Raw genomic sequence first — 19225 nt, 5'->3', positions numbered from 1 at the left:
CTTGTCACGGTTCGATACCTGCGGAATGGCCATCACGCCCATGCACCTTCAACGATACCCATCGGCATTGTGGAAGCAGCCCGGCCGCTATCGCGCAGCGATCGTCGTAAACAGCCGTTCGTTCGGGGGGGCAGGGCAGGGGTCCGAAGGTGCGCAATCCGCGTGCTTTTGCGAAGCGATCGGAGGCCGTTAAACAATCATCGCATAATTTTTGAGGAGCACCTCAGAGACGAGAATGTGCCAGTTACGGGAAGAACCCTTCGCTTAAGTCAAGTTCAGCGCCCGCGTCCGGGCCGGTATCGGACGCGAGCGTCCATCGGTCTCCTACCCGCGTTGCCGCCTGCTCGGCGGTACGGGTGCGATTCAGTTCCTTCACCAAGAAAGGGAACGCTGCCCGGATGTCTGCACGACTCGTCCAAGACGGTGTCTGTACAATCCGGTAGTCGTATCGGCGAACCTCTGCCGGCTTGGAGGGGCCGGTTTCCGAGCCACCGTCGTGCCCACCAGTACGCACAGCCACCACATGTTTGCGACCGTAGCACAGCATAGGTTCAGGTCTGCTGGCCGGATCGAGCCGACGGAACCATATATCGTGCATGCCTGCTGACGTCGGTTCAATGCGCACTCGGGGGCGATCGCCTTCCGCGTCGGCGCGGTCGAGAAGCACTCGCCGTACAACGCCAGCGGCCACCAAAGCGTCTACGTGTGGCCCGGCGAGAACTTCGAGGCTAAACTCGATGGGGGATGTGCCAGACAATAGCGGTGCGCATTGACGTTGCCCTTCCACCTGCTCGCGTATCTGCTGTATCGCATCGTCGGGTTTCGACTGCGGCTTCGCAGCGTTTAGATGACAACCGGCCAGCAACGCGAGCGAGCAGGCAGCGACGATGCACGAAACGCGCATGGTCACGCCGTCGGGCCTAGCGGTGCCAAGGGCTGCGTCACGTTCGACAGCCACGAAAGTGCTTGCTCCGCAGCAGCGACCTCCTTCACCCGTGCCTGCTTGGCGTCGCTCTTCCCGAATAGTCCCCCGCTTCATAAAACGCTTTGTCCCGTAACTGCTTGCCTGCGGGTTTTAGATTATAAAAATTCCTATGTAGCGTTCACGCGACTCTGGATGGCTGTCCATAATGTTTGACGTATCTTGCGGGATCATAGCGGCGGCCGTTTCGCCTGCGCGTTGTACGCCTCCCGGAATTCCTTGGCGAACACGTCCATGAACGCTTCGTCTGAACCGTGCGCAACGCCGCCGAACTCTCGTTCGTACGCTTGCCATAGCGCGGCGTCGCGGGCTGCGGGTAGGATCCGCTCGAGCAGTCCTTTCGATTCGGCTCGCGTGCGGATCGCGGTCGGGGAGAAGCGGTCGAGCGTCGCCCGCAAAGCGCCCTGCATGGCGCGGATCGTCGCCATCTGGTGCGATTGCAGGTCGACGTACGCGTCTTCGATGGCGTTTTCAGCGTCCATGAAGCCGCGTTGGGGCGGATTGAGCAGCATCGTCATCGCTTCTTCGGGCGTGCGGGCGAACTTGATCGGATTGTTGCCCTCGGGCGTGAAAGCGGTCATCTCCGCGCCTAACTGCGCCTTCGCACGGGCGCGGGCCTCGACCATGACGACCAGCCCGGCGACGAGCCGACGCAGCAGGCGGCCGCTTCGTGCCAGTACAACGCCGGGCTCGTCCGTCACCTGCTCCTTACGCAATCCCATTTGGGTCAGGAAAGCGTCGATGTCTCCTCGCGGCTGCGATGCAGGCGATGCAGGCGGCGCAGGAGGTGCGGAAGGGGCAGGGGCGGGGCTCGATGGCGGTGCGTCCCAGCCCGACGGGGTCATTTGCGGCGCTGCCGCAGGGAGCGCGTCACGCGCCGCGGGCCGCGACAGGCCGAGCGGGTCGGACGGTGCCTCCACGGGCTGGCCAAAGCCGCCTCTTGCCCAATCGACCACATTGCCTTCCGCAATGCGACCCCAGACATCGTCTGGCGACGGCGTCGCAGGGCGGTCGGGCGCTGCGCTCGACCAGCCCGATGCAGGGTCCGGTGCGGGAACGTGCGCGGTCCAAGCCGAAGCGACCGGTACGTCGGGTGCGGCCTGGGTTGCATGCCAGCCACCGCCCGTGGCGGTTGGCGGCGCAAGGGGTGTCGGCGACCGGTGCGGTTCCTGCCGTGCGAGGCCAGGGCCGATCTGCGGCTGCCACCGCCCGCTCGACCCTGCCGCCGCCGGTATCGGCGTGCTGTCCCAATGTTGCGCGGCACCGTAGCCCGATGCGCCATAGGGATCGGGCGTCGATGGAGCTTCAGGTGCCGCGGCGAGACCATCGTCCCAGCCACGCCATTCAGCCGACTTGGGCAGTTCGGCGGTCTCCGCCGCGATCGACGCGCTGTCGCCGGTGAGCCGCGCGGCAATCTCGTAATGGCCGATCTGCACCACGTCGCCGTGCATGATCCGATGTGGCGCCGGCAGCCGCGTCGATGCGCCGTTCAGATATGTGCCATTGGTGCTGACATCGGTCAGGATATAGCCGCTGCCGTCGAACATGATCTCGAAATGGCGCGACGAGATGTGGTTGCGCGGATCGGGCAGGCTCCAGTCGCACGAGGCCGCGCGCCCGACGACGGCACCGCGGCGGCTGAGCACGAACTCGGTCGGCATGCCATTGTCGAGTCGTGCGACATTTCCGATCGTCAACGTGAGCGTCATGGTTTCGCCAGCGCCTGAACCCCGCGTTCCGCAACCTGTTCGGCGAGCGTGAGCGCCTCGGTCAGCGTGGTACCGGGGGTGCCGCTACGATAGGCCGATGCCTTCACCGCGCCGGCGGCATAGCGCAGGCACGCTTCAGGCGGCGCCAAGACGGGTGAGGCATTCACCGGGGCGATCGATCCGCCCGAATAGAACACGGCCATCCCCAACAGGCGTTCTGGGCTGCGTTGTCCGGCGGCCTCTGCGGCGGCGTGGGTCGCCCGACGATTGGTATCGCTCGGCTCGTCGATCCAGCGCATCGCATGATCCAGCGCGAGTTGATCGCGGATCGGCAGGCTGCGATCGCGAGCATGATTGTGCAGGCAGCGTGCGGCCCAGGCGACCGCCTCCTGACGCGGCAGCGCGTGCGCGATGTAGTCGAGCGCATCGGCTGGGGCTTCGCCGCGGCGAAGCGAGACATAGCGCGCATGGAGATCGTCCGCCGCGGGCGGAAGATCGTCCTCGTCGACGTCCATGAGCGCGAACACCTGGCGCGCCTGGGTCAGTTTCACGATGGGCCAGTGGGTCATGGATTGATGAACGTCTGTGCGCCCTTAAGGATCAGATTGGCCCCGGCCTTCACCAGCGTATCCATGCCGCGGAAGATCGCGTTTACCTTGCCGTGGATCGATACGGTGTCCGCGGTCATGCTGATGCCCGTCGGCGTGATGAAAACGTACGACTGGCCGACCTTCAGCAGGATGCTGTCGGTCGCGCTGATTTCGAGTGTCTTGCCGACGATCAGCTTGTCGTGATCGCCGATCGTGGTCTTGCGGTTGTGGACGACCCTGACCGTCTCGTTGTTGCCGACCTCGGCAGTGCGGTCGTACCCGACGACTTCGCCTTGGTTGTGGCCGACGTGATGCGTTTCGTCGAAGCGTACGCGCGTGTTCATGTCGCGCTCGGCGTGGACGAAGATTTCCTCCTGGCCGCCCTTGTCCTCGAATCGCATCTCGTTGGCACCCGGCGCGCCCGTGTCGAGCGGCCGAGCATTGGGATACGCCCCCGCCTGGCCATAGCGGAGCGTCCGCCACAGCACGCGCGTCTTGTTCGCGGGCAGCGGATAGACTGGCATGTTCGATTTGTTGAACACGCGCCCGACCACGAGCGGGCGGTCGGGGTCGCCGTTGAGAAAATCGACGAGAACCTCGTGGCCGACGCGCGGCAGGATCAGATTGCCGAGCCCGCCGGTCTGCGAGACGCGGATCCAGCAGGTCGATTTTTCGCCCGGCGTATCCTTGCGATCCCAGTGGAAGCGTACCTTCACCCGGCCGTATTCGTCGGTGTAGATCGTCTCGCCCGAAGGCCCCGTGACCACCGCGGACTCGAGCCCCTGGACCACCGGGCGCGGTGTCGATTGGATCGCCTGATAGGTCGTGTCCGCTGGGATCGCGTCGAAGCGGACGTTGAACGACAGCTCGTCGCCCTGCTTGCCCGATCGATAGGTCTCGGCGGCGATGCTGTGATAGGTTGAGGTGACCATGTACGCGGCATTCATCCGCGCCGCCGGATGCTTGGTGACGTTGACCAGCGTACCGCAGGCAAGCCCGGCCGCCTGCGACGTGCCGGTGAACACGCGCCGCCCGGCGCGCAACCCGTCCAGCACGGTCTGGCTGCGCTCCTGCCCGGTCTTCTGCTGATCCTCGCGGCCCGTCTTCTCGCGCGTGTAGCGGCCGGGATAGTGGAACACCTCGCGGTCGTCGCGCGGGTGCGCGCCTTCCGAATCATGCACCGCGACCAAGGGCTGATCGGGCGATTCGAAATCGAAGTCGCGGTAGGTGACGCGCGATTCCGCACCGGTCGAGACGCGCTCGGTCCAGGCCTGGAGATGCGACGCGGGTTTCGCGAACCGCTCCTTCGATTCGGAGGCGAACACCGACACCGCGTTCTGGTTGAATTCGAGCGTCGCGGGATCACCGGCCAAGTGGCATTTCGGCCCCTCGCACAAGATCATCACATGACGCTCGGCATCGTGACGGAAGAAGTAGTAGATCCCTTCCTCTTCCATCAGTCGTGAAATGAATGCGAAGTCGCTTTCCTTGTACTGCACGCAATAGGCGCGCGGGATGCGCGTGCGTGACAGCCGCGAATACTCGATGTCGGAAATGCCTGCGGCTTCGGTAACCTGCTTGATGATCTGGATCACCGTCAGATCCTGGAAGATCGCCATGTCGCGGTTCTGCGCGAGGAAATACGTCCAGGGCTGCAACGTCAGCCGGTAATGATGCCCGCTCGTGCTCTCGCGATCGTACGCCGCCGACGTGATCAGGCCGTGGAAACGACGCACGACCTGACTGTCTTCCAGCACGGCCAGCGCGGTCGGCTTGCCGAGGTGGGGCTGCAGATCGATTTCGAGCGGCGATATAATATCCGCCGTGATCGAAAAGGGTCGACTGAGCGTCTCGACGCTGTCGATGCGTTCGAGCACGACCTGTTCGTCGCCGACATCGATCGACATCTGAGTTAAACGGGATGGAGCGCCCGACGCCATCGGTCTTCCTCGCCTTTTGAACGGCCCGTAGCAGGCGGCAGGCCGATAAATAGCCGGATCGTCGGACGGATCAATCCCAAGAAATCCTTCCGGGTCTGCAATTCAGCAACTTGGATGTTACATCGAAAATGGACGTAGATATGCGACAGCAGTGTTAACCATCGCGCCTTGCGATACTGGATCTTTGTACGTAAACCGCGACTAGAAATTCAGTAGACGCACGTCCGGACGCGACTTCTCGGGAGAGTTTAGCAATGCGGTTTCATCGAGTTGGCGTAACGGCTGTCCTGATCGGGATGGTGGCCACGCCATTGGTTGCGCAGGACACGGCCAAGCGCGCGCCGAGCGTCGAAGGCTATCTTTGCACGTTCGCGGGCAAATGCGGCGGGGCGCAGACGGACGCAGGGCAGGCGACGCGCGACGCGCCGGCGACCAAGGGTTTCCGTCTGGCACGTCCGGCGGGCGAGGTCGGTTCGGCTCAGAAGGCATCGCCGGTTTCCGCCTCATCCAATGGGTATGTCCGTCCTTCCACCGCGAAGCAGCCCCGCCCCGGACGTCGTCAGGCATGGCGCGGTGCGCAAAGCCCGGCGGCTGCGGGTTCGCGCGCTGACGGCGTCACGGCTACTGCTGCGGCGAACGTCGAATCGTTGGGACAGCGTCGCGCCGATCTCATGATCGGGTTCGATCTCAACTCGGCGCGGATCAGTCGCCAGGGGCTCGCCTCCGCGAGGGTTTTCGCACAGTCGCTGGTTCGTCCCGAACTTTCCGGAACGCGCTTCCGAATCGAAGGTCATACCGACTCGCGCGGCAGTCAGGCATTGAATACGTCGTTGTCGGCGCGGCGTGCGCAGGCCGTCGCGGACTTCCTGGCGTCGCAGGGGGTCGATCGATCGCGCCTCGTTACGCGCGGGTTTGGCGCGAGCGTGCCGTTGCCGGGTCATAAGCCGGGGGATCCGGCAAACCGCCGTGTCGAAGCCGAGTTGGTGCCGTAAGGCGCTGATCATGGTGCGTTTCGTCGAAACTCATACTGGCACCCATGCCGGTAATCGCATCGGCGCGGAGGCGTAGGTGACGGTCGAGGATCTTCTCGAACCCGTTTCCGCGGACGCGCCGGCGGGCGAGGACCTGTCCTATGACGCCGAGCGTCAACGGATCGAGGAGGCATTCGAGGTCGCCTCGCTTGCGGCCGACGTCTCGGAGGCGGTCGACTGGCGTGAGACGATCGCGCTGATCGAGGCGCAGAGTCGGCGTACCAAGGACGTGTGGCTGGCGGTCTATCTGGCGCGTGCAGGAACGCGGACGGGGTCGCTAGAGATCGTCGAGACGGGCTGCGCGATGCTGGCCGGTCTGTTCGACCGATACTGGGACAGCGTCCATCCGACGCTGGACGAATATGGTATCCAAGGGCGCAAGGGGCCGTGTGAATCGCTGACGCGGATCGCCGAATTCCTTGGGCCGTTGCAGCGAACCGTGCTGCTCACGCATCCGCGACTGGGCAGCTATTCGGGCGACGATTTTGCGCGGTTCGCGCGTGATGGCGATGCCGCGGAGGGTTATGGCCTGTTTCGGGCCGCGCTGAACGACACGCCGCTCGACGTACTGGAGACGGTACTCGGCAGGATCGACCAGATCGAGTCGTCGTTGCGCCAGGCCGATGCGATCCTGACCCGCGAGGCAGCGGCGGTCGATGAAACGGGCACCAATTTCGCGCCGACATTCGAGGTGCTCTCGGCAATCCGTCGGGCGGTCGCGCCGCACGCCGGTGTCGAGGTGGAGGCGGTTGCGGATCGTATGGAAGAGCCCTCCAGCGATATCGAGGCACCGTCTTCGAAGGGCGCAGCCGTCGGTCGGGTCGACAGCCGCGAAGACGTGATGCGCGCGCTCGATGCGATCAGCGACTATTATCAGCGTCGCGAGCCTTCGAGCCCGATTCCGGTGGCGTTGCGGCGCGTCCGCGGCTGGATCGGGCTGGATTTCATGGCAATTATTAAGGATATTGCGCCCAACAGCGTCGCCGATGCCGGAACGGTATTGTTGGCAAGAGTTGAGGAAGACGGCGCAACGAATTGGTAACGCTGTATAATCGAATTTACTTCATGCCTTTTTCGTTTCGGTTGGAGCGAAACAGGGGTTCAAAGCTTTCTAAGCTGCTAGTCTGAGTTGAAAAGGACGGGGAATGGCGATCAAGAGCGGACAGCGGTTCATTCGCGAAAACAGGGCGCCGCGCGTCCATATCGAATATGAAGTCGAGACCTATGGCGCGCGCCAGAAGGTGGAGTTGCCGTTCGTCATGGGGGTGATGTCCGATCTGTCGGGCAAGAGCCATGTCGAACGCAAGGCGACCGACCAGCGCGACTTCGTCGATTTCGACATGGATAATTTCGACCAGCGGATGGAGGCGATCGCGCCGCGGGCTGCGTTCGCAGTCGACAATTCGCTCAGCGGCGACGGCAAGCTCGCGGTCGACCTGACGTTCCGCAGCATGGAGGATTTCTCGCCGGGCCAGGTGGCGCGCAACGTCGAGCCGCTCGCCAAGCTGCTCGAAGCGCGGACCCAGCTCGAGGATCTGCTGTCGTACATGGACGGCAAGAACGGCGCGCAGGAATTGCTCGACAAGGTGCTGAAGGATCCCGACCTTCTCGCCGCGCTGTCCGCAGCGAAGCAGGCTAAGGCAGCCGAGGCTGACGCCGCGCCGGACGCGCCGACCAACGGCGCTGCATAAGCACAAACCCAGAGCGGATTGGAACGAGGATATGGCGCAAGACGCGCTTCAGCAGACCCCATCTCAGCCGCATGGCGAAGAGGTCGCGCTAGACGAATTTTCGGCGCTTCTACAAAAGGAGTTCAAGCCGACCGATGCCGCGCGGCAGACGCGGATCGAGCAGGCGGTGCAGACGCTGGCACAGCAGGCGCTGTCGAATGCGGCGATCATCGGCGGCGACGTGTTCGCCACGGTTGACGCGATGCGCGCGGCGATCGACGCCAAGCTCAGCGAACAGATCAACGCGATCATCCACAACCCGGAATTCCAGAAGCTGGAATCGGCGTGGCGCGGTCTTCACTATCTCGTCATGAACACGTCGACGGGCAAGGACATGAAGATCCGTGTGATGAACATGTCGAAGGAGGAATGTCGCAAGATGTTCCGCCAGTTCCGCGATGCGGCGTGGGACCAGAGCCCGCTGTTCAAGAAGATCTACGAGTCCGAATTCGGCCAGCTCGGCGGCCAGCCCTACGGTGCGTTCGTGTGCGATTACACGTTCGACCATAGCGCGCCCGATCTCGAGGTGATGAAGGGGCTGGCACGCATCGGCTCGGCGGCCCACTCGCCGTTCATCGCCGCGGCGGCGCCGTCGCTGCTCGGGATGGAGAGCTGGACCGAACTGTCCAATCCGCGCGATCTCGGCAAGCTGTTCGACGCGACCGACTATGCCGCATGGCGGACGTTCCGCGCGTCGGAGGACAGCCGCTACATGGCGCTGGCGATGCCACGCTTCCTCGGTCGGCCGTTATACGGCGCGAAGACCGAGCCGGTCGACGAGTTCGATTTCGAGGAAAGCTCGACCGGGTCGCACGACAAGCATCTGTGGCTTAATGCGGCCTATGCGATGGGCACGCGGATTACCGAGGCATTCAGCACCTATGGCTGGTGCACGCGGATCCGCGGCGTCGAATCGGGTGGTACGGTGCAGGATCTGCCGACCGCGACTTTCCCGACCGACGATGGCGGCATCGACCTGAAGTGCCCGACCGAGATCGCGATTTCGGACCGGCGCGAGGCCGAGCTGTCGAGCGCGGGCTTGATGGCGCTGATCCACCGCAAGAACACCGACCAGGCGACGTTCATCGGCGCGCAGACGCTGCATCGGCCGAAGAACTACGAACTGGCCGATGCGACCGCGAATGCCAATCTGTCGGCGCGACTGCCGTACATCTTCGCGAGCTGCCGCTTTGCCCATTATCTGAAGTGCATGGTGCGCGACTGGGTCGGCGGGACGCGTGAGGCTGATCAGCTCAAGCGCGACCTGAACAACTGGGTCCTGCAATATGTCGACGGCTCGCCGTCGACGTCGAGCGAAGAGACGAAGGCGCGGCTGCCACTCAAGAATGCCGCGATCGACGTGATCCCGGACGAAAGCAATCCGGGCTATTATCTTGGGAAGTTCATGTTCGTGCCGCATTATCAGCTGGAAGGCATGGACATCGCACTCAGCATGGTTTCCAGGCTTCCCAAGACTTCCGGCTGAGCCAAATCTGGCCATCGTCGCGGGGTGTGGCGATGGCGGTTTTCATGATGTGGGAGAAGTATCATGGCAGTAGATCTGTTCTTGAAGATTGACGGCGTAAACGGCGAATCGCGCAAGAAGAACCACCAGGACGAGATCGATATCATCTCGTTCGACTTCGGTGCGGTCCAGCAGGGCTCGTTCCACACCGGCGGCGCCGGCGGTGGCTCGGGCAAGGCTGAGATCTCCGACATCCGCATCCAGAAGCAGGTCGACAAGTCGTCGCCGATGCTCTTCAAGGCGTGCGCATCGGGCAAGCACATCAAGGAAGCCGTCATCTATTCGCAGAAGGCGGGCGATGGCTCCAATCCGCTGACCTATTACAAGATCAAGCTCGAAGACATCATCGTCTCCGACATCCACAATTCGGGTTCGTCGGGTGGCGATTCGATCATGGAATCGGTGACGTTTAACTGTGCCAAGGTCACGTTCGACTACCAGGCGCAGAACGCGCAGGGCGGCAAGGACGGCGGCGTCGTCACGGCGTATTACGACATCCGGCAGAACGAAGCCGGTTGATCTTGAAGACCGAGGGGAAGTCCGTGGAGCGGATGATGCGCGATGCGGACCAACTCCTGAAATCGGGCGATCTCGACGGTGCGCGACGCGCACTCGTCGAGGCCGTTCGGTCGTCCCCCGGCGATGCGTCGGCGCGGATGTTCCTGTTCCAGGTGCTGGCGCTGGCCGGCGAATGGGACAAGGCAAGAATTCAACTCGATGCGCTGGCGAAGATCTCGCCCGAGGCGCAAATGCTGTCCGTCGTGTACGGGCAGGCGATCGCCGCCGAGCGCGAGCGCGCCGACGTGTTCGCAGGGCGAACGCTGGCCGTGCAGCACGTCGCCTCCGACTGGGCGCAGGGCGTCGTCGAGGCACTACAGTATTTTGGCCAGGGTCGCGTCGCCGAGGGCGAAGCGGCGCGTGATGCCGCCTTCGACGCAGCACCGGACACCGCCGGGACGCTCGACGGGGCGACGTTCGACTGGATTGCGGATGCCGATGGTCGGTTCGGGCCGTGCTTCGAGGCCATCATCGGCGGGCGATACGGATTGCAGGCGTTCGACCAGATCGAACGGATCGTGAGCGAGGGACCACTCGATCTTCGCGACGTCATCTGGTATCCGGTACAAATTACATTCCGCACCGGCCAATCGGTCGCGGCGCTGTTGCCGGCGCGGTATCCGGGGACCGAGGCCGAAGGCGATTCCGCCGAGCGGCTTGGGCGGTCGACCAGTTGGCGGGACGGCGCGGCGGGATCGGTCGGATCGGGGCAGCATCTCTGGTCGCTGTCGAACGGCGACGAGCACGGCCTGTTGTCGCTGCGCGCGCTCGTCTTCGCCTGATCCGTCATGGCCGTAACGCAGCGCCTGACGCCGACCCTGTTCGACAAGCTGGTCGCGGACATCGAGATTTCCGGGATGCGCGACATGAGCGACGATGCTCCCGATATCGCGCGCGAGAAATTCCGGCATTATTCGGTGCCCAAGCTCGAACGTTTCAACGAAACGGCGTTGCGTGCCACCATCCGGCGCGATCTCGCCTGGTTGCTGAACACGACGAACCTGGAGTCGCTTGTCGACCTCGAGGCGTATCCGCACGTGCGCGCCTCGGTGTTGAATTACGGGCTGACCGATCTGGCGGGGCGGACGCTGAACCGGCGCGCGGTGCTGGCGCGGGCGCGTGAGACGCGCAAGGCGATCCGCGTGTTCGAGCCGAGGATCCGGCACGACAGCCTGACGGTCGAGCCGGTCGAGGACCCCGATCAGCCGCATTCGCTGACATTCGTGATCCAGGGCGACATCACGTCCGCGGCGCAGCTGATGCCGGTCAAGTTCCGCACCGAGGTCGAGGCGGAGACGACGGCGGTGAACGTCCGTGAATAACGTATCGGTGCCGCGCGGATGAGCGGCGGGATCGATCCGCGGTTGCTGCGATTCTACAACGATGAACTCGCGTATCTGCGCGAGGAGGCGGTCGCGTTCGGGCAGGAGCATGAGGCGGTCGCCGGGCGTCTCGGGCTCAAGACACCGACCGATCCCGATCCCTATGTCGAGCGGTTGCTGGAGGGCGTCGCGTTCCTCGGCGCGCGCGTCCAGCTGAAGCTGGCGGATCAGTACCCCGAATTTACCCAGCATCTGCTCCACGCAATCCAGCCGCATTATCTCGCGCCAATGCCGTCGATCTGCATCGCCGGGTTCGAGCCGCGCGATGGCGATCCGATCCTGCTCGACGGCTACAAGGTGCCGCGCGGGACCGAGATGACCGCGACCGCGGCGGATCATGCGAACGCGCCGGTGCAGTTCCGCACAGGTCACGACGTGACGCTGTGGCCGTTGAAGATCACGCAGGTCGAATATCTGTCGAGTCGCGCCGCGGTGGCGCCGTTCGTGTCGGCGACGGGCGTGCGCGCCGAGGCCGGCTTGCGGTTACGGTTCGAGTCGACCGGCGGCTTCGACCTGCCGACCGTGCTGCCCGCGTCGTTGCCGATCTATCTCGCCGGATCGGAAGCGGTGCCGGCCGAGCTGTACCGCCAGATCATCGGCGAGACCTTGGCGGTGATCGGCCGGTCGGCGGACGCGGCGGCGGGGCCCGAGGGCTGGCTGCGACTGCCGCAACCCGAGCAGGTCGGGTTCGGCGACAGTGAATCCTTGCTGCCATCCGAGCAGCGATCGTTCCGCGGCTACCGGTTGCTCGCCGAGTATTTCGCGTGTCCCGAGCGCTTTCTGTTCATCGACCTGAAGGACCTCGCGCGGGCGTTCAAACAGTCGCCGCGCGCGTGCGACATCGTGATCCTGTTCGGGCGGTCGTCGCCGGTGCTGAACAACGCGCTCGAACCCGCCAACTTCAAGCTGTTTGCGACGCCCGCAATCAACCTGTTCGAGAAGCAGCTTGGCCGCGTCCAGGTGTCGCGGTTCGATCATGAGCATCACGTCATCCCGGACCGGACGCGGCCGCTCGATTTCGAGGTGTTCCGGATCCTCGACGTGAAGGCCTATGCGCGCGACAAGGTGGATTCGCGCACCGTCGCGCCGCTTTATGCGTTCGGCGCGCTGCTTTACGACTGGCAGGAGGCGTTGTTCTACACGACGCAGTTGCGCCCGCGCCGGCTTTCGACGCGTGAGCAGCGGTTGCGGCGACGGCATGAATATACCGGCACCGAAACCTGGGTCAGCCTGACCGCGCCGGGCGATGCGACGCGGCTCGACGAGGTGCATGAGCTGGGAGTTCGCGCACTGGTCACCAACCGCGAATTGCCCGAACTCCTGACGTTCCGCGGGGATTCGAACTTTGTCGTTTCCGGCGTTCCGGCGCGTGCGGTGACGGTGTTGCGAGCACCGACCCGGCCGCGGCCACCGCTCGGGCTGGGCGATGCGGCATGGCGCGTCATCGGGCATCTGACGCCCAATTACATGACGCTCGCGCCCGAGGATGGCGACGATCCGCACGTGTTGCGCGATCATCTCGCGCTGTACGGCTGGCAGGACGATGCGGGTCTGCGGCGGCAGATCGACGGCGTACTTGGGATCCATTCGACCAAGGTGGCGCGGCGCGTGCCCGGGCTAGACCGGATGGCGATCGCGCGTGGCCACCGCATCACGATCAGGCTCGACGATGCGGCGTTCGACAAGGGGCGGATGTTCCTGTTCGGCGCGGTGCTCGAACGCTTCCTGGCCGAATTCGCGAGCATCAATGCGTTTACCGAGACTCATTTTACCAGTGCCACCGAGGGGGAGTTCGCCAAATGGCCGCCGAGGATAGGCCGCCAACACACCATCTGACTTTCCTTCGGGATGCGGCGGTGGATGCGCGACGGTTCGGCTTGTTCCCGATCGCGCGTGGGGCGGAGGCGCGTGCGCCGCATCTGCCGCGGATCGGCCACGCACGCCGTCCGTCGCAGAGCATCGCCGACCTGGCGCAGGTGCCGACGCTGGCGTTTCCTGATGCGACTCTGGATTCGGTCGAGGTCACCGGCGACCGTGCGCGCGTGTCCGGATTCTGGCTCGGGCTGACCGGGCCGATGGGGCCGCTGCCTGCGCATCTGACCGAGTTCGCGGTGTTCGAAAGCCGCTATGCCAAGACGCAGCCGTTCGGGCGCTGGCTCGACCTGCTCGCCAACCGCATGTTGCAGCTTTTCTACCGGGTATGGGCGGATTCGCAGCCGGCGGCGCAGGCGGATCGGCCGCTCGACGATCGGTTCGCGCGCTATCTCGCGCAGTTGACCGGTGCGGGCGAAGGCGTGGCGGAGGATGCCGCGTTCCCGGCGCGGGCGCGGCTGCATTATGCCGGGCTGTTCGCCTCGCGGCGCAGTGCGGTCGGGATCGAGGATGCGCTCGGCCATCTGCTCCGCCAGCGCGTCAAATTGCTCGAATACCAGCCGCGTTGGCGCGACGTCGAGCGCGACGACCAGAGCCGGCTCGGGCGCGGCTTCAGCGGGCTCGGCACCGACATGATGATCGGTCAGCGGGTGCGAGTGGCGTCGGATGCGTTCCGCGTCGTGGTGCGCGCCAATTCGCTGCACGAATTCGAGGCGTTGCTGCCCGGCGGCGACCGGTTCCGGATCGCGTCGGAGGCGCTCGATGCGTTCGCGCCGAGCCATCTCGAATGGGATATCATGATCGAGATGGAGGAGCGCCACGCGCGGCCCGCCCGTCTCGACGGACGTGCGCGGCTAGGCTGGACCGGCTGGCTTGCACCAGGGCAGGGCGACCGGGTTCGCGCCGACGCCCGGCTTACGCGCCGCGCCGCATCACGCAGACAGACTGCACACTCGACTACGGGGGATATGTAATGACCGAGATCAGCCGCACCGCGTTGTTCGGCCGCCTCGATACCGCCACGCGGAAGGCGATCGAAACCGCCACCAGTTTCTGCAAGATGCGCGGCAATCCGTATGTCGAGCTGGTTCACTGGGTGCACGTCCTGCTCCAGGATCCGCGCAACGACGTGGCCGCGATCCGCGCCGCGTTCGCGATCGACGATGCGCGGCTGGCCGCCGACGTGACCGCCGCGCTGGATTCGTTGCCACGCGGGGCGAGCGCGATCTCCGACTTCGCGCCGCAGATCGAGGAGGCGATCGAGCGTGGCTGGGTCTATGCCTCGTTGCAGTTCGGCGCCGGGCGCGTGCGGAGCGGGCATCTGTTGTACGCGATGGTCCGCACACCGACGCTGCGCAACGCGCTGTTCGCGATCAGCGGCGAGTGGCGCAAGGTGCAGGCCGACCGGCTGGGCGAAGACTTCGCGACGATCGTCGGCGCGTCGGCTGAGACCAACGAAGCGCCGGTGGCTGCGGAGGCTGGCGACGGTTCTCCTCACGCGGGCGGCAAGGTCGGCGAAGCGCTGGCGGCGTATTCGATCGACCTGACCGCGCGCGCGCGCGCCGGCGAGATCGATGCGATCGTCGGGCGTGACGCCGAAATCCGCCAGGTGGTCGATGTGCTGCTGCGGCGGCGGCAGAACAACCCGATCCTGGTCGGCGAGGCCGGAGTCGGCAAGACCGCGGTGGTCGAGGGCTTTGCGCGGCGGATCGTCGATGGCGACGTGCCCCCGGCGTTGCAGGGCGTGACGCTGCGCTCGCTCGACATCGCATTGATGCAGGCGGGTGCTGGCGTGAAGGGCGAGTTCGAGAAGCGCCTGCGCGCGGTGATCGACGAGGTCGAGACGTCCGAGACGCCGGTGATCCTGTTCATCGACGAGGCGCACAGCCTGATCGGGGCGGGCGGGCAGGCCGGCACCGGCGACGCCGCGAACCTGCTCAAGCCGGCACTGGCACGCGGGCGGCTGCGGACGATCGCGGCAACGACCTATGCCGAATATCGCCAGTATTTCGAGAAGGACCCCGCGCTGACCCGGCGATTCCAGACGGTCGACGTCGGCGAGCCCGAGATCGATACCGCGATCGCGATGCTGCGCTCGGTCGCGCCGATGATGGAGGCGCATCACGAGGTCGTGGTGCTCGACGAGGCGGTCGCGGCGGCGGTGACGCTGTCGCAGCGCTACGTTCCCGCGCGGCAACTGCCCGACAAGGCGGTGAGCCTGCTCGACACCGCCTGCGCGCGCGTGGCGGTATCGCAGCACGCGACGCCAGCGCCGGTCGAGGATCGCAGGCGGCGGCTCGAACTGCTCGAGGTCGAGCGCGGCGTCGTCGAGCGCGAGGCGACGGGGCGGTACCGCGAGGATGATCGGCTGGGCGAACTCGACGAGGCGATCGTCGCGGCCCGCGCCGACGTCGAGGCGGTCGAGGCGAAATGGGCGGCGGAGAAGGACGCGCTCGACGCCGTGCGCGCGGCCCGCGATGCGCTGACCAAGGAGGCGTCCTCGGATCCGCTCGACGCGGCGCTGGCGGCGATGCGCGCGGTGCAGGGCGATGCGCCGATGGTGTTCGGCGTGGTCGATGGCGACGCGATCGCAGCGGTGGTGGGGGACTGGACCGGCATCCCGATCGGCCGGATGGTCAAGGACGAGATCGCCAGCGTGCTGACGATCGCCGACAAGCTGAAGGCGCGCGTGGTCGGACAGGATCATGCGATGGACGCGATCGCCAAGCGCATCCAGACCAGCCGCGCCAAGCTCGACAATCCGTCGAAGCCGGTCGGCGTCTTCATGCTCTGCGGCCCGTCGGGGGTCGGCAAGACCGAAACCGCGCACGCATTGTCCGAACTGCTGTTCTCCGGTGACGAATCGATGATCGTTATCAACATGAGCGAGTTCCAGGAGGCGCACACCGTCTCGACGCTGAAGGGCGCGCCGGCGGGGTATGTCGGCTATGGCCAGGGTGGCGTGCTGACCGAGGCGGTGCGGCGGCGACCCTATTCGGTGGTGCTGCTCGACGAGGTCGAGAAGGCGCATCCCGATGTCCACGAGATGTTCTTCCAGGTGTTCGACAAGGGGTTCATGAACGACAGCGAGGGGCGGCATATCGATTTCCGCAACACGGTGATCCTGCTGACTTCGAACGTCGGCACCGACCTGATCATGAGCCTGACCGAGGACGAGGAGATGGTGCCCGAGGCCGACGGCCTCGCCACCGCGTTGCGGCCCGAACTGCTGAAGGTGTTTCCGCCTGCGCTGCTCGGGCGGTTGCTGGTGCTGCCCTATTATCCGCTGAGCCCGGCGATGCTGACGGGGATCGTCGGGTTGCAGCTCGACCGGATTGTCCGGCGGGTGCGCGACAATCACGACATCGTGCTCGATTACGATCAGGCGGTGGTCGAGCATATCGTCGCGCGCTGTACCGAAGTGGCGTCAGGCGGGCGGATGATCGATGCGATCCTGACCAACACCATGCTGCCGGCGATGTCGGTGGCGCTGCTCGAGCGGCAGATAAGCGGCGAGCGGGTGGCGGCGATCACGATGCGGGTCGAGGGCGGCGACTTCGTCTACGATTTTCGCGCACGCGAGCCTGTGAAACGCGCGATCGCGGCCGAGCCGACGGTGGAAGCGGTATGATCCGGGCGCCGCTCCTGCCGGGAATCGTCGCTGCGGCGATCTTCGCCACGGGGTGCAGCGCGCAGCCTCGCGCGGTGGCGGCGGGAATGCCCGCCGACGTTCGCGCATTCGTCGCCAAGCGGACGCAGTGCGACCATTTCAGGGGCGAGGAGCCCTATGATGCAGCCCGTGCGGCCGACCTCGATCGGCGGATGCGCGCGACCTGCACGGGCACCGACGCGACGCTCGCGCGGCTGAAGCGCGCTCACCACCGCAACCGCGCGGCGATGCAGGCGCTCTCCGCCTATGACGCGCGAATCGAGTAGGTCATGGCCAGGGAACCCGCCGCCACGCCTGCGCAGACCGCCGAGCTCCAGCGGCTGCTCAACCTGCGCGCGAGCACGCTTGGGATGACGCCGCTCAGGACCGATGGCGTGCTCGACGGTGCGACCAGCCGAGCGATGCGGACCTATGCCTCGCGGGTGATGGGGCGCAGCGCGAGCCGCGGCGACCTGGCGACAGCGCTCGCGCAGCAATCGCCGTCCGACCTGTTGCGCGAACAGGCGCGGGCGCGGGAAGCTGCCGCCAAGCTGAGCGGGGCGGACTGGTTCCGCCGCAACCAGGCGCGGTTTCCCAACAGCGACCGGGTCGCCGACCTCGCCCCGGCCTTCGCCGCGCAGGTGAGCCAGTTCCTGACCGCGCTGGCGAACGCGGGGACGATCGTGCGGATATCCTCGACACGGCGCAACCGCATCCGCGCGTGGCTGATGCATTATGCGTGGCAGGTGTCGCACGGGGCAGTCGCCCCCGCGGATGTTCCAGATGAGCCGACGGCGGGGATCATCTGGGATCACGGCGACGACACCCGCTCGATCGCCGCGGCGGCCGAAATGGTCGCGCTGTTCGCGATCCGCTTCAAGCCGTCGCTGACCTCGAACCATATCGCCGGGCTGGCGATCGACATGACGATCAGCTGGTCGGGCCCGATCGAGGTCGTCGACGCCGCTGGTGCGAAACAGCCGATCGACCAACCCCGCAACGGCAACGACAACGCGGCGTTGCACACTGTAGGCGCAAGCTACGGCGTCAGGAAACTGCTGTCGGATCCGCCGCATTGGTCGGTCGACGGGCGGTGATATGGCGATATGCGCCCGCGACCGGGTGATCGACGGTCTTGCGGCGTCGCTATGCGATGCGAAAACTGCGAAGCATCGCGTGGAAGACGGGTTCGACGGCGCTGAAATCGGCCTTGCCCGCTGTTCCAGTCGCAATCGTGACCGTCCCGTCGTCGGTTTGATTGTAGCCAATCCACTGGGTCAGCGGAATGCGATCCGCGGTCCAGTCGACCCGCAGTTCGGGTAAGCCTGAAGCGTCCGCCGCTTGCCGCCGCGCAATGCTCACCGGGCCGGGCAGCGTTGTCCGCATTTGCTCGATCTGCCGCTCGACGAAGGCATTGAGCGCGTCCTCAGCGGCGAAGCGTAAATCGTCGGGCATCGGTTCGTGCGTCACGACGAAGTTTGGCGAAACGCCACTCGGTCCGGGCTTCGCAGCCGAGAGGACCAGCATCGACTTGTCGAGCCAGCCATCGGGGCAGGTGATCGTCACGCCTTGGACCTGCGTCATCGTGCCACCTCCAACGGTGGCCATTTGCCGTCTTTCTCAAGCGCGAGTATCTCGGCGCGGCCCCGTGGCGAAAAAGGATAGCCGCGCGCCTTGAGCGTCTCGATCACACGCAATCGAGCCTTGTCTTCATCCGAGCCGGGTAAAATACGGCTCGTAATCGCCATTTGTGGCATCGTGGTACCGAACTTGTCATGCGCCCAGATGTTGGCGCCATGGTCGACGAGGATCTCGACCACGGGCCATTGGTCGCTGCCGGAGGCCATGATCATCGGCGTGGTCTGGTTCGCTGGATAGCGTTCGTCCAGACCGGTCCCTTGTTTAGCCAGTCTCAAGACGTCCTTCGTCTCGGAATGCATGACGGCCCCGAGCATCGGCATGATCGCGGCTTTGTTTACGGAGTCGTTCACGGGGTCGTCCTCGTTGGAGCAGGCGGCCAGCAGAGCGAACCCGACCAGCGCGGTAATGGGGAACAGCCGAATCATGAGCACCCATTCGTAGACAACGCACGCTCGGTTTCAACGCGCTTCTGAGCGAGGGCGGCGTCGGCCGCCGTGATCATTTGCAGCGGTCCAGCGAGCACGATATCGCCTGCCGCGACATAGGTGTGGGACTGGTATGTCGCACCGGCGGCGGGGCGTCCTGAATCGGTATCCCGGACGAAACGGATCGGCGG

The 19225-nt window shown here is 65.3% G+C and carries 18 protein-coding genes; 12 read left to right on the top strand and 6 right to left on the bottom strand.

The genetic code is table 11. The annotated features are described in order from the left end of the window. Positions 1-244 precede the first annotated feature (244 nt). From ASF09_RS20235 to ASF09_RS07585, 4 genes are all read right to left on the bottom strand, one after another. Positions 245-910: a hypothetical protein gene (locus ASF09_RS20235; RefSeq protein ID WP_156359254.1), complete on the bottom strand. Its 666-nt coding sequence runs from the start codon at positions 908-910 to the stop codon at positions 245-247. Between the two features lie 242 nt (positions 911-1152). Next, a complete protein-coding gene (gene tagH / locus ASF09_RS07595; protein WP_060525601.1) occupies positions 1153-2691 on the bottom strand; it encodes a type VI secretion system-associated FHA domain protein TagH in 1539 nt (512 codons plus the stop codon). Further along, positions 2688-3260 (bottom strand): DUF6931 family protein, encoded by a 573-nt coding sequence (locus ASF09_RS07590; protein WP_060525600.1) that lies wholly within the window; start codon positions 3258-3260, stop codon positions 2688-2690. The genes tagH and ASF09_RS07590 overlap by 4 nt, the downstream gene beginning before the upstream one ends. Continuing rightward, a complete protein-coding gene (locus ASF09_RS07585; RefSeq protein ID WP_060525599.1) occupies positions 3257-5188 on the bottom strand; it encodes a type VI secretion system Vgr family protein in 1932 nt (643 codons plus the stop codon). Before ASF09_RS07585 ends, ASF09_RS07590 begins: the two co-directional genes overlap by 4 nt. A gap of 287 nt (positions 5189-5475) precedes the next feature. Between ASF09_RS07585 and ASF09_RS20915 the strand changes: the two genes are divergently transcribed. The 12 genes from ASF09_RS20915 (at position 5476) to ASF09_RS07525 (ending at position 18065) form a co-directional block, all read left to right on the top strand. Next, the gene (locus ASF09_RS20915) at positions 5476-6213 is read left to right on the top strand and encodes an OmpA family protein (protein ID WP_082444140.1); all 738 of its coding nucleotides are present in this window, start codon (positions 5476-5478) and stop codon (positions 6211-6213) included. A gap of 76 nt (positions 6214-6289) precedes the next feature. Next, positions 6290-7294: a type VI secretion system protein TssA gene (tssA, locus tag ASF09_RS07575; protein WP_060525597.1), complete on the top strand. Its 1005-nt coding sequence runs from the start codon at positions 6290-6292 to the stop codon at positions 7292-7294. A 103-nt stretch (positions 7295-7397) separates the two neighbouring features. Further along, positions 7398-7943 carry a type VI secretion system contractile sheath small subunit gene (tssB, locus tag ASF09_RS07570; RefSeq protein ID WP_060525596.1) on the top strand — a complete coding sequence of 182 codons (546 nt, stop codon included), beginning with the start codon at positions 7398-7400 and terminating at the stop codon, positions 7941-7943. Between the two features lie 31 nt (positions 7944-7974). Continuing rightward, the gene (gene tssC / locus ASF09_RS07565) at positions 7975-9468 is read left to right on the top strand and encodes a type VI secretion system contractile sheath large subunit (protein ID WP_060525595.1); all 1494 of its coding nucleotides are present in this window, start codon (positions 7975-7977) and stop codon (positions 9466-9468) included. A 63-nt stretch (positions 9469-9531) separates the two neighbouring features. After that, positions 9532-10026 carry an Hcp family type VI secretion system effector gene (locus ASF09_RS07560; RefSeq protein ID WP_060525594.1) on the top strand — a complete coding sequence of 165 codons (495 nt, stop codon included), beginning with the start codon at positions 9532-9534 and terminating at the stop codon, positions 10024-10026. Continuing rightward, the gene (locus ASF09_RS07555; protein ID WP_235529718.1) at positions 10023-10847 is read left to right on the top strand and encodes a type VI secretion system accessory protein TagJ; all 825 of its coding nucleotides are present in this window, start codon (positions 10023-10025) and stop codon (positions 10845-10847) included. Before ASF09_RS07560 ends, ASF09_RS07555 begins: the two co-directional genes overlap by 4 nt. 6 nt (positions 10848-10853) lie before the next feature. After that, positions 10854-11387: a type VI secretion system baseplate subunit TssE gene (gene tssE / locus ASF09_RS07550; RefSeq protein WP_060525593.1), complete on the top strand. Its 534-nt coding sequence runs from the start codon at positions 10854-10856 to the stop codon at positions 11385-11387. 18 nt (positions 11388-11405) lie between these two features. Continuing rightward, positions 11406-13283 carry a type VI secretion system baseplate subunit TssF gene (tssF, locus tag ASF09_RS07545; RefSeq protein ID WP_082444139.1) on the top strand — a complete coding sequence of 626 codons (1878 nt, stop codon included), beginning with the start codon at positions 11406-11408 and terminating at the stop codon, positions 13281-13283. A 20-nt stretch (positions 13284-13303) separates the two neighbouring features. Continuing rightward, a complete protein-coding gene (gene tssG / locus ASF09_RS07540) occupies positions 13304-14293 on the top strand; it encodes a type VI secretion system baseplate subunit TssG (RefSeq protein ID WP_235529713.1) in 990 nt (329 codons plus the stop codon). Beyond that, the gene (tssH, locus tag ASF09_RS07535) at positions 14293-16950 is read left to right on the top strand and encodes a type VI secretion system ATPase TssH (protein ID WP_060525592.1); all 2658 of its coding nucleotides are present in this window, start codon (positions 14293-14295) and stop codon (positions 16948-16950) included. Before tssG ends, tssH begins: the two co-directional genes overlap by 1 nt. Continuing rightward, the gene (locus ASF09_RS07530; RefSeq protein ID WP_060525591.1) at positions 16947-17255 is read left to right on the top strand and encodes a hypothetical protein; all 309 of its coding nucleotides are present in this window, start codon (positions 16947-16949) and stop codon (positions 17253-17255) included. The genes tssH and ASF09_RS07530 overlap by 4 nt, the downstream gene beginning before the upstream one ends. Before the next feature lie 3 nt (positions 17256-17258). Beyond that, complete coding sequence (locus tag ASF09_RS07525) at positions 17259-18065, top strand: hypothetical protein (protein ID WP_060525590.1); 807 nt, start codon at positions 17259-17261, stop codon at positions 18063-18065. A 49-nt stretch (positions 18066-18114) separates the two neighbouring features. Here the strand turns inward: ASF09_RS07525 and ASF09_RS07520 are convergent, their stop codons facing one another. Next, a complete protein-coding gene (locus ASF09_RS07520) occupies positions 18115-18552 on the bottom strand; it encodes a DcrB-related protein (RefSeq protein ID WP_060525589.1) in 438 nt (145 codons plus the stop codon). Further along, positions 18549-19034, bottom strand: a complete 486-nt coding sequence (locus ASF09_RS07515; protein WP_060525588.1) for an ankyrin repeat domain-containing protein — start codon at positions 19032-19034, stop codon at positions 18549-18551. The genes ASF09_RS07520 and ASF09_RS07515 overlap by 4 nt, the downstream gene beginning before the upstream one ends. Positions 19035-19225 lie beyond the last annotated feature (191 nt).

Origin of the sequence: Sphingomonas sp. Leaf242 (assembly GCF_001422045.1) — a bacterium.
Classification (GTDB): Bacteria; Pseudomonadota; Alphaproteobacteria; order Sphingomonadales; family Sphingomonadaceae; genus Sphingomonas.
This window is presented reverse-complemented; position numbering and strand designations above follow the sequence as displayed.

What these genes read in the sequence shown, in the direction of transcription:
- ASF09_RS20915 (WP_082444140.1), top strand. Translation starts at nt 5,476, where the DNA reads ATGCGGTTTCATCGAGTTGGCGTAACGGCTGTCCTGATCGGGATGGTG.
- ASF09_RS07530 (WP_060525591.1), top strand. Translation starts at nt 16,947, where the DNA reads ATGATCCGGGCGCCGCTCCTGCCGGGAATCGTCGCTGCGGCGATCTTC.
- tssF (WP_082444139.1), top strand. Translation starts at nt 11,406, where the DNA reads ATGAGCGGCGGGATCGATCCGCGGTTGCTGCGATTCTACAACGATGAA.
- ASF09_RS07520 (WP_060525589.1), bottom strand. Translation starts at nt 18,552, where the DNA reads ATGACGCAGGTCCAAGGCGTGACGATCACCTGCCCCGATGGCTGGCTC.
- ASF09_RS07585 (WP_060525599.1), bottom strand. Translation starts at nt 5,188, where the DNA reads ATGTCGATCGATGTCGGCGACGAACAGGTCGTGCTCGAACGCATCGAC.
- tssH (WP_060525592.1), top strand. Translation starts at nt 14,293, where the DNA reads ATGACCGAGATCAGCCGCACCGCGTTGTTCGGCCGCCTCGATACCGCC.
- tssC (WP_060525595.1), top strand. Translation starts at nt 7,975, where the DNA reads ATGGCGCAAGACGCGCTTCAGCAGACCCCATCTCAGCCGCATGGCGAA.
- tssE (WP_060525593.1), top strand. Translation starts at nt 10,854, where the DNA reads ATGGCCGTAACGCAGCGCCTGACGCCGACCCTGTTCGACAAGCTGGTC.
- ASF09_RS07590 (WP_060525600.1), bottom strand. Translation starts at nt 3,260, where the DNA reads ATGACCCACTGGCCCATCGTGAAACTGACCCAGGCGCGCCAGGTGTTC.
- tagH (WP_060525601.1), bottom strand. Translation starts at nt 2,691, where the DNA reads ATGACGCTCACGTTGACGATCGGAAATGTCGCACGACTCGACAATGGC.
- ASF09_RS07560 (WP_060525594.1), top strand. Translation starts at nt 9,532, where the DNA reads ATGGCAGTAGATCTGTTCTTGAAGATTGACGGCGTAAACGGCGAATCG.
- ASF09_RS07515 (WP_060525588.1), bottom strand. Translation starts at nt 19,034, where the DNA reads ATGATTCGGCTGTTCCCCATTACCGCGCTGGTCGGGTTCGCTCTGCTG.
- tssB (WP_060525596.1), top strand. Translation starts at nt 7,398, where the DNA reads ATGGCGATCAAGAGCGGACAGCGGTTCATTCGCGAAAACAGGGCGCCG.
- ASF09_RS07525 (WP_060525590.1), top strand. Translation starts at nt 17,259, where the DNA reads ATGGCCAGGGAACCCGCCGCCACGCCTGCGCAGACCGCCGAGCTCCAG.